Annotated in this window: 7 protein-coding genes and 1 rRNA gene; 2 read left to right on the forward strand and 6 right to left on the reverse strand. The window is 69.2% G+C overall.

What is annotated here, in order from left to right:
- Nucleotides 1-137 precede the first annotated feature (137 nt).
- Both rrf and ACFWBW_RS12600 read left to right on the forward strand, forming a co-directional pair.
- A 5S ribosomal RNA gene (gene rrf / locus ACFWBW_RS12595) occupies nt 138-255 on the forward strand.
- A gap of 161 nt (nt 256-416) precedes the next feature.
- Nucleotides 417-974, forward strand: a complete 558-nt coding sequence (locus ACFWBW_RS12600) for a GNAT family N-acetyltransferase (protein WP_385371058.1) — start codon at nt 417-419, stop codon at nt 972-974.
- Here ACFWBW_RS12600 and ACFWBW_RS12605 read toward each other — a convergent pair.
- From ACFWBW_RS12605 to ACFWBW_RS12630, 6 genes are all read right to left on the reverse strand, one after another.
- Nucleotides 971-2,602 (reverse strand): type VI secretion protein, encoded by a 1,632-nt coding sequence (locus ACFWBW_RS12605; protein ID WP_385371061.1) that lies wholly within the window; start codon nt 2,600-2,602, stop codon nt 971-973. The two genes, ACFWBW_RS12600 and ACFWBW_RS12605, sit on opposite strands and share 4 nt — an antisense overlap.
- Before the next feature lies 1 nt (nt 2,603).
- A complete protein-coding gene (locus ACFWBW_RS12610; RefSeq protein WP_385371063.1) occupies nt 2,604-4,019 on the reverse strand; it encodes an ATP-binding protein in 1,416 nt (471 codons plus the stop codon).
- Nucleotides 4,020-4,038: 19 nt separating this feature from the next.
- On the reverse strand, nt 4,039-5,601 hold the full coding sequence (locus ACFWBW_RS12615) for an SCO6880 family protein (RefSeq protein ID WP_385371066.1): 1,563 nt from the start codon (nt 5,599-5,601) through the stop codon (nt 4,039-4,041).
- Nucleotides 5,598-6,908: a hypothetical protein gene (locus ACFWBW_RS12620; RefSeq protein WP_385371067.1), complete on the reverse strand. Its 1,311-nt coding sequence runs from the start codon at nt 6,906-6,908 to the stop codon at nt 5,598-5,600. Before ACFWBW_RS12620 ends, ACFWBW_RS12615 begins: the two co-directional genes overlap by 4 nt.
- The gene (locus ACFWBW_RS12625) at nt 6,898-7,710 is read right to left on the reverse strand and encodes a hypothetical protein (protein WP_385371069.1); all 813 of its coding nucleotides are present in this window, start codon (nt 7,708-7,710) and stop codon (nt 6,898-6,900) included. Before ACFWBW_RS12625 ends, ACFWBW_RS12620 begins: the two co-directional genes overlap by 11 nt.
- A gap of 85 nt (nt 7,711-7,795) precedes the next feature.
- Nucleotides 7,796-8,104, reverse strand: a complete 309-nt coding sequence (locus ACFWBW_RS12630; protein WP_031145169.1) for a hypothetical protein — start codon at nt 8,102-8,104, stop codon at nt 7,796-7,798.
- Between the last annotated feature and the right edge of the window lie 536 nt (nt 8,105-8,640).

Below are 8,640 nucleotides of genomic sequence, written 5' to 3' on the forward strand. Positions count from 1 at the left end.
CAGATGTGGAAGCCCGGTAACGGGTGGAGCTGACTGGTACTAATAGGCCGAGGGCTTGTCCTCAGTTGCTCGCGTCCACTGTGTTAGTTCTGAAGTAACGAACTGTGTCATATCCGGTTTGGTTAACTTCATAGTGTTTCGGTGGTCATAGCGTTAGGGAAACGCCCGGTTTACATTCCGAACCCGGAAGCTAAGCCTTTCAGCGCCGATGGTACTGCAGGGGGGACCCTGTGGGAGAGTAGGACGCCGCCGAACAATCATTGTGGGAAAGCCCCGCACCAACCTCTTATGGGGTTCGGTGCGGGGCTTTTCTGCGTTTACGGACCTTTTGGCTCGTTTGGTTTTGAGGCTCCCTGGGTTCGGGGTGGAGAAACTCGGATGATGTCGGGTTGGGCGGCTCGTTAGGATCCCGAGGTATGAACGAGTACGTGGTACGTCCTATACGGGCTGAAGAGTGGGACAAGGTGAAGGAGCTGCGACTCGCGGCTCTGCGGGATCCGGCCGCGCCGGTCGCCTTCCTGGAGACCCTTGAGCAGGGTGAGGGAAAGAGCGACGAGTTCTGGCAGGAGCGGGCCGCCGGGGGCGCTGCGGGGCGGGGCATCCGGCAGTTCGTGGCCGAGGGGCCTGATGGGGTGTGGGACGGGACGGTGAGCGTCCTCGTCGAGGAGGCCGGCACGACCGACATCTTCGAAGGGGAGATCGAGCAGGCCCAGGCGCACCTCGTGGGCGTGTTCGTACGTCCCGGGCAGCGGGGGACCGGGCTGACGGAGAAGCTCTTCGCGGCCGCGCTGGAGTGGGCCTGGGGGCTGGAGGAGCCGGCGCTGGAACGCGTACGGCTCTTCGTGCACGAGGAGAACGCGCGGGCCGGGGCGTTCTACCGGCGGTTCGGGTTCGTGCCCAGCGGGAAGGTCGTGCCGATGCCGACCGACCCGTCCGCGAAGGAGCTGGAGTACGTGTTCCCGCGGCCCGTTTAGCGGGCGGCTACGGGCAGGTCCGCTTCCGGCCAGCGGGAGCGGGCCTGTTCGCGGCTGCGGCACAGTGCGAGGAGCGGGAGCGTCGTGTCCTGGAGCAGCTGCGGCAGTTGGGGGATCGGGGCCACGGCGGCGACGTCCTCGAAGACCAGGGTCAGTGGTGGGTCGAGCCGACCGTCGGATGACCGTGCGGCCATGCGGCGGCCGTGCTCGACCACGCTCGAGGCGAGTGCGGTCAGCAGCGGCATCGCACCCGGGTGGGCACGGGGGTCTTCCAGGGGTTCGCCCACCACGTAGAGGGTGCCCCCTTCGGAGACGAACGATGCCAGGGCGAGGGAATCGTTTCGGTTCGGGGTACAGGATTCCCGGATGTGGATCGAGGAGAGAGCCGTCAGGGCTCGGGCCGTGAGGTGTTGGGCCTGTTCGCGCCGGTCGGGGTGGGCGGTGAGGGCGCTCTCCAGCTCGCCGGCCGCGCCGGGGGCGGCTGTTGCCGCCTGGGGGTGGGTGCGGAGGATGCGGACCGGCTCTTGGGCGTTGGTGCCCTGGGCCCAGCGGTGCAGCTGCTTGAAGGGGCGGTTGTCCAGGGCGGCGGCCTGGAGCCAACTGCGCAGGAGCGTTTCCGCGGTGTCCGCGAGGGCGGAGTCCATGCGGGCCTGGGGGCGGACCGGGGCGAGGAGCGCGATGGCGCGGGCGGCGGCGGTGGCGCGGTCCGCGCAGCCTTCTGCGGGGCTCCAGTGGATGCGGGCCGGGGTGTCGCAGAGGTGGGAGGGGTCGTAGAGGAGGACGGGGCCCAGTTTGGAGCGGGCGTCCTTCGTGTCCGACCAGAGGGTGGGGGAGGACGTGATCACGAGGATGGCGCCCTGGGCTGCCGCGATGGCTGCTTCGGCGGCGGTGGTTCGGACGTCCGGTGGGGCGTAGGCGATGCGGTGGGTTTGTCGCGGGGCCGGGAGTTGGGTCGGTGCGGGCACCGGGGCCGGGGTCGGGGCGTAGCCGAAGCCGTAGCGGTACGCCTCGTCCGTGGGGGAGGGTGCGGGGGCTCTGCCGCCGGGGCCCCGGGCCTCGAAGGTCGGCGGGGCTGAGATTGGCTGCGATGCCGACGGGGCCGGGATGGGGTGGGGCTTGGTGGGGATGGGGACCGTGGCGGGGTGCTGCGCCGTTGCCGGGGGCCGGCCCCCGGACCCCTGCTCCTCAAACGCCGGAGGGGCTGGAGTTGGTCTGGTGCGGTCCGGAGTGTGCGGTGCCGCTGCTGTCCGGGCCTGGGCCGTCTGGGTTGCTTGGCGGCGGCGGGATTTCGTGCGGGCGATGACGCCCAGAGTGAAGATCGCCAGGACCAGCAGGATCAGGAGCTGGCTGATGAACAGGCCCCAGAAGAGGCCCCAGTTGGAGAGGGCCTCGGGGGGTGTGTCCGGCCAGGCGGCCGGGATGTCCTGGGGTTGAGCTATCAGCGAGCGGACCGCGGTCGGGGTACGGGTGAAGGTGACCTTGTCCGGCCAGGCGCCCTTCGCGAAGAGGGCTGCCAGGCCGGTGGACGTCCAGGTGAGGACGGCCAGGCCCAGGAGGAGGGCCAGGAGGCCCACCAGGAGTCCGTCCGGGATGCCGCCCTGGGGGCGCTGGTCCGTGCTGTTGGGCATGTCAGGCCACCGTGGTCGCCGAGCCGCCGGCGTTGCGGTGGCGTTCCATCAGGAGGGCACGCTCCTCTGTCTCCAGTTCGGCGGCCAGGAGGTCGTCCGGAAGGCGGTGCTGGACCGAGGATTCGGTCATGGCGCGGTCGGTGAAGACCAGGGGGCGTTCGGCTTCGGTGATCAGGTGTTTGACGACCTGGACGTTGCCGTTCACGTCCCAGACCGCGATGCCGGGGGTCAGGGTCGGGATGATCTCCACAGCCCAGCGGGGGAGGCCCAGGACGCGGCCCGTGGCGCGGGCCTCGTCCGCCTTCTGGGCGTAGATCGTGCGGGTCGAGGCCATTTTGAGGATGGCCGCCGCTTCGCGGGCCGCCGCGCCGTCGACGACGTCCGAGAGGTGGTGGACGACGGCTACGAAGGACAGGCCCAGGCGTCGGCCGAACTTGAGGAGACGCTGGAACAGCTGGGCCACGAACGGGCTGTTGATGATGTGCCAGGCTTCCTCGACGAGGAAGATCCGCTTCTTGCGGTCCGGGCGGATCCAGGTGTGTTCCAGCCACACGCCGACGATCGCCATCAGGATCGGCATGGCGATGGAGTTGCGGTCGATGTGGGAGAGGTCGAAGACGATGAGGGGGGCGTCGAGGTCGATGCCTACCGTGGTCGGGCCGTCGAACATGCCGCGGAGGTCGCCGTCGACCAGGCGGTCGATGACGAGCGCGACGTCCAGGCCCCAGGCGCGGACATCGTCTATGGCCACGTTCATCGAGAGTGCCGATTCCGGTTCTGGGTGGCGCAGTTGTTCCACGATGTCCATGAGGACCGGTTGGCGCTCCGTGATGGTTTCCACCACGTAGGCGTGCGCGACCTTCAGGGCGAAGCCGGAGCGTTCGTCCAGGCCGTGGCCCATGGCGACTTCGATGATCGTGCGGAGCAGCGCGAGCTGACCCGTCGCGGTGATCGCCGGGTCGAGGGGGTTGAGGCGGATCCCGTCGTCGTTCGCGGCGATGGGATCCAGGCGGATGGGGGTTATTCCCAGCTGCTGCGCGATGAGGTTCCACTCGCCGACGCCGTCCTCGCCCTGGGCGTCCAGGACGACGACCTGGCGGTCCCGGAAGCGGAGCTGGCGCAGGACGTAGGTCTTCTCCAGGGCTGACTTGCCGTTGCCCGACTCGCCCAGGACCAGCCAGTGGGGGGCGGGCAGTTGCTGGCCGTACAGCTGGAAGGGGTCGTAGATGTAGCCCTTGCCGCTGTAGACCTCACGGCCGATGATGACGCCGGAGTCGCCGAGTCCGGGGGCGGCGGTGGGGAGGTAGACCGCTTGTGCCTGGCCCGTGGACGTGCGGACGGGCAGGCGCGTGGTTTCTACCTTGCCGAACAGGAAGCTGGTGAAGGCGTCCGTCAGGGCGGACATGGGATCTCGCATGGGCGGCCATTCCCTCCAGCTAGCGTCGGATGCCGGTGGCGAACGGCAGGGTGTTGACGAAGGCGCGGTGGTGCTCGCGGTCACACCATTCGAGCTTCAGGTAGGACTTGCCCGCCGAGGCGCGGATGGTGCGCTTGTCGCGGGCGAGGGCTTCGGGGGAGCGGGAGGAGACCGTGATGTACCCGACCAGGTTGACACCGGCGGCGCCGCTCGCGAGGTCTTCGCCACGCTGGTCGAGGCGGCCGTGCGCGGCGATGTCGCGGGGGTCGACGGTGCGGTTCATCTTGGCGGCGCGGCTGGCGTCGGCCTCGTCGTTCGTCTTCTCCGTGAGCATGCGCTCGATGGCGATCTCGGTCGGCTCCAGGTCCATGGTGACGGCGACCGTGCGGATGACGTCGGGGGTGTGGACGAGGAGCGGGGCGAGGAAGTTCACGCCGACCGGGGTCATCGGCCACTCCTTCACCCAGGCGGTGGCGTGGCACCAGGGGGCGCGGGTGGATGACTCGCGGGTCTTGGCCTGGAGGTAGGTCGGCTCGACGGCGTCCAGTTCGGCGGGCCAGGCGTTGCGCTTGGTCATGGCCTGGATGTGGTCGATGGGGTGGTCCGGGTCGTACATGGAGTGCACGAGGGAGGAGAGGCGGCCCTGGCCCAGCGGCTGGCGGACGCGGATGTCGGCCTCGGCGAGGCGGGCGCAGATGTCGGTGAGCTCGCGGGCCATGACGATGGCGAGGCCCGCGTCGCGGTCGACCCGGCGGCCCTTGTGGGGGGTCGCGGCGCGGGCGATGGTGTGGGCCTCGGCGGCGAGTTCGCGGGTGAAGTGGATGCAGGCGACGAGGTACGCGCGGTGCTGCTCGGAGGAGGTCGACACCATCGACTGGAGCTGGTCGTAGGAATCGCGCAGCCAGACGGGGGCGTTGGTGTTGCCGCGGGCGGCGACGTCCTTGTCGTGGGCCTCCGGGTCGGCGGGCAGGGTGCGTACGAGCATCTGGAGGCGGGTGACGAATCCGTCGCCGTTGGCCACGTGCTTGAGGAGGGTGCCGAAGCGGTCCACGAGGGCCTCTTGGTCCTCGCTGTCGCGCAGGCCTACGCCGGGTCCCTCGATCTCGATGGCGGCGGTGACGGTTCTGCGGTCCGCGTGGAGCAGGACGGCGATCTCGTCGGGGCCGAAGGGGGCGGCGAGCCAGTTGATGCGGCCGATGCCGGGGGGCGGGCCGATCTCGACCTCGCGGCCGTCGGCGGCGCGGATGCCGGCCTCCATGGAGCCGGAGCGGAACGTCGTGCCGCGGCGCAGGGTGCGCTTGTAGCTGCGGTTGATCTCGAACCAGCGGTAGAAGGTGCGGCCGCGGTAGGGGACGTAGACGGCGGCGAGGGCGAGCATCGGGAAGCCGGCGAGGGAGACGATGCGCAGGGTGAGGGAGGGGACGAGCAGTCCGCTCATCATGCCGAGGAACGCGCCGACGATGATCAGGGCGATCTCGCCGGTCTCGCGGTTCTTGCCGACGATCGCGTTCGGCCGGGCCCGGCCGATGAGATACGTGCGGCGGGGCGTGACCGGGTGGAGCTGGTGGGACTGGGTCGTCACCGCCCGTCACCTCCTGTGTTCCTCGTGCTGGAGCCCGTACGGGGCGGGGGTGTGGCGGCGGGGCCGCCGCTGTTCCCGCCGCCGGAGCCGCGGCTGCTGTGTGCGGCCATGCCTCCGGAGATCTGGTTGTCGCCGCCGGCGCGGTGGGCGCCGCCGCCGCTGTTTCCGCCTCCGCCGCCGCGGCTGCTGTGGGTCTTGATGCCCTGGGAGACGAGGGAGGCCGGGGAGCTGATGACGGCGGCTGCCTGGGCGCCGTCGGTGGCCTTGCTGCGGTTGGTGCGGGCGGAGGCGATCTCGTCGCCGAAGCCGGGGACGAAGCGGTAGATCATCGCGGAGGCGAAGATCGCCAGGAGGATGATGGCGAGGCCGGAGACGACCGCGGAGAAGGCGTTCGGGCCCTTTTCCCCGGCGAGGGCTCCGGCGAGGCCCAGGACGATGACGATGACCGGCTTCACGAGGATGACGGCGATCATGATGCCCGCCCAGCGGCGGACGTGGCCCCAGAGGTTGCGGTCGACGAGGCCGGCGTAGACGACGGTGCCGAGCAGGGCGCCGACGTAGAGGAGCGCGGCGCGGATCACGAGCTCGAGGCAGAGGATGCCGGCGGCCAGGACGGTGACGAGGGCGACGACGATCAGCATGATCGGGCCGCCGCCGATGTCGTCGCCCTTTTTGAGGGCCTCGGCGAAGGAGCCGAAGAAGACGTCGGTCTGGCCGCCTGTGGCGGAGGCGATGACCTCGGTGACGCCGTCGGTGGCGGAGACGACGGTGTAGAGGATCAGGGGGGTGAAGGCGGAGGCGAGGACGGTGAGCCAGAGGAAGCCGATGGCTTCGGACATGGCGGTGGTGAAGGGGACGCCGCGGATGGCTCGTTTGGCGACGGCGAAGAGCCAGAGGACGAGGGTCAGGATGGTGGAGGCGGCGAAGACGATCGCGTACTGCTTGAGGAAGGTGCCGTTGGTGAAGTCGACGTTGGCGGTGCCGTTTACCGCTTTGCTGAGTTCGCCGACGATCCAGGCTGCGGCGTCGGCGCAGCCTCTCGCCAGCGACGTGAGCGGGTTCAAAGCGTCGGTGGGGTCGTTGGACATGCCGGAGCCAGGTGTTCCGCCGGTGGCGGCGCCGTCGCCAAGGTCGCAGTACTGCCTGGCAAGCCCACTGAACGCGGCGCACGGGTCTGCGGTGGGCTGTGGCAAGGTCGATGCGGAGGGCGTCGGTGTGGGCGCAGCATGGGCAGCAGATGCTGTGGCTGAGAGCGCCAGAAGGGATGAGGCTACGGCTCCGACCCGGAGCCTGAGGCTAGCGGGCATAGGTGAAGCCTCCGAACTCCTTGACGGCCTTGCTGATGTCCTCGGAAGGCGACGCGACCGCGTCACCGGGAACCGGTGCCGGACCGTCCTGCTGGGAGTCGGAGACGACCTTCCAGTCTCCGCTCGACCAGACCAGTTCGAACGTCCAGGTCTTCCACGTGGTGCGTACCGGGTCGGTGGACTTGGGACCGGACATGCCGATGAGGCCGGTGTACCAGACGGAGACCGTCGCATTGGTGGGCGCGTAGCTGTCGACGCGGGTGCCGACGGGGACGGCACGGGTGACGAAGGAGCTGCCCTGGGGAGGGTTTCCGTTCGCGTCGAGTCCGAGCTTCGCGAGGAACGGAGCGGAGTACGCCTCGTCCTGAGGGGTTCTCATTCTGGACGCGGCGTCCGGGGTGTAGATCCCCGCCACCAGTGTGTGCCGTGTGTTCTTTCTGAACATGCCGTCAGAGCCCAGTGCCACCGCGTAGTTCGCCGCCGCGGACTGGGCGCCCTGTTCGGTCTGGGCGAAGCCCTTCGGGATGCCTGCGGACTTGCCGTCCACCGGAGGGATGCCCGTGGCTGCCGTCGGGTTGGTCGCGGCCGGGGCCTTGTCGGTGGGCGGGGGGGTTTCCGGGGAGCGGGACTGGTTGGCGAAGGCGATGGCTGCGATGAGGAGGACCACCACGCCGACGACCGTGATCAGGCCGCGGGAGGTGCGGCGCGGTGGGGCGTACGGGTCCGAGGGCTCGGCGAAGCGGGTACGCGTCTGGCCGGTGCCGCCGACCTCGCCGCCACCGTATTGGTCGTCGGTGCTCATTCGGTGTTCGCCCCCTCCGCGTCGTACGACGGTAGCGCTGGTATCCGCGCAGGCGCGGCGTGGTGAGTCCTCATCAGGGCTCGGGCTAGACGGCCATTCCGTAGACGATCGTGAAGAGGGTGCCCAGTGAGCCGATGATGAAGACGCCCGTCAGGCCGGCCACGATGAGGCCCTTGCCCTGTTCCGCGCTGAAGGTGTCGCGCAGTGCGGTCGCGCCGATGCGCTGCTTGGCCGCGCCCCAGATGGCGATGCCCAGGCAGAGCAGGATCGCTACGGCCATGACCACTTCGATCATGATCTTCGCCTCGTTGCCGAGACTGCCGAACGGCCCCCAGTTCGGGGCGATTCCGCCGATGATGGTGGTGATGTCGCCCTTTTCGGCTGCCAGGATCATGTAACTCACCGCCCCTGTATGGGTAGTTCCGGTAGCCCGTGCCCGGACGGCAGGGGTCACGCTCAATCATCCCTGATGAAACCGCCGTCGGATGTCGACTTGACTGCTCTCTTTACCCGATCTGTCGGCCCGGGTGCCGTGCGTATGTCCTGACCTGGGGTCGGGCGGCGTGTGGGGGAAAGAACGTATGGTCACTCTGTGTATCACGAGGGGTGACTGCGGGCAATGATTGTCGTCCCGGTGGGCTGGGTGGCTGTTGTGGGGGCGCCGTTTGGCGCAACGGGGCGGGGTTCGTTCGACCATGCCGATGATGTTTTCCGACATTCCGGCATTCCGTCAGTCGGTCGATCCGGGGCGCTGGTTGCGGGTGATGCTCCACGTGGATCGGTGAGCGGACACGCGGAGTGGTGACGGCTTCCCCGCCGGTGCCGCGCCCGGGGCCCGCGTCGCGCGCGGCACCCACGGGAGGTTCAAGCTCCGGGACGAAGATATTCGCGGAGAAAAGGGCGAAGCGGGTTTCGCCGGCGTGGACGGAG

This window comes from Streptomyces sp. NPDC059957 (genome assembly GCF_042730015.1).
Taxonomy (GTDB): Bacteria; Actinomycetota; Actinomycetes; order Streptomycetales; family Streptomycetaceae; genus Streptomyces.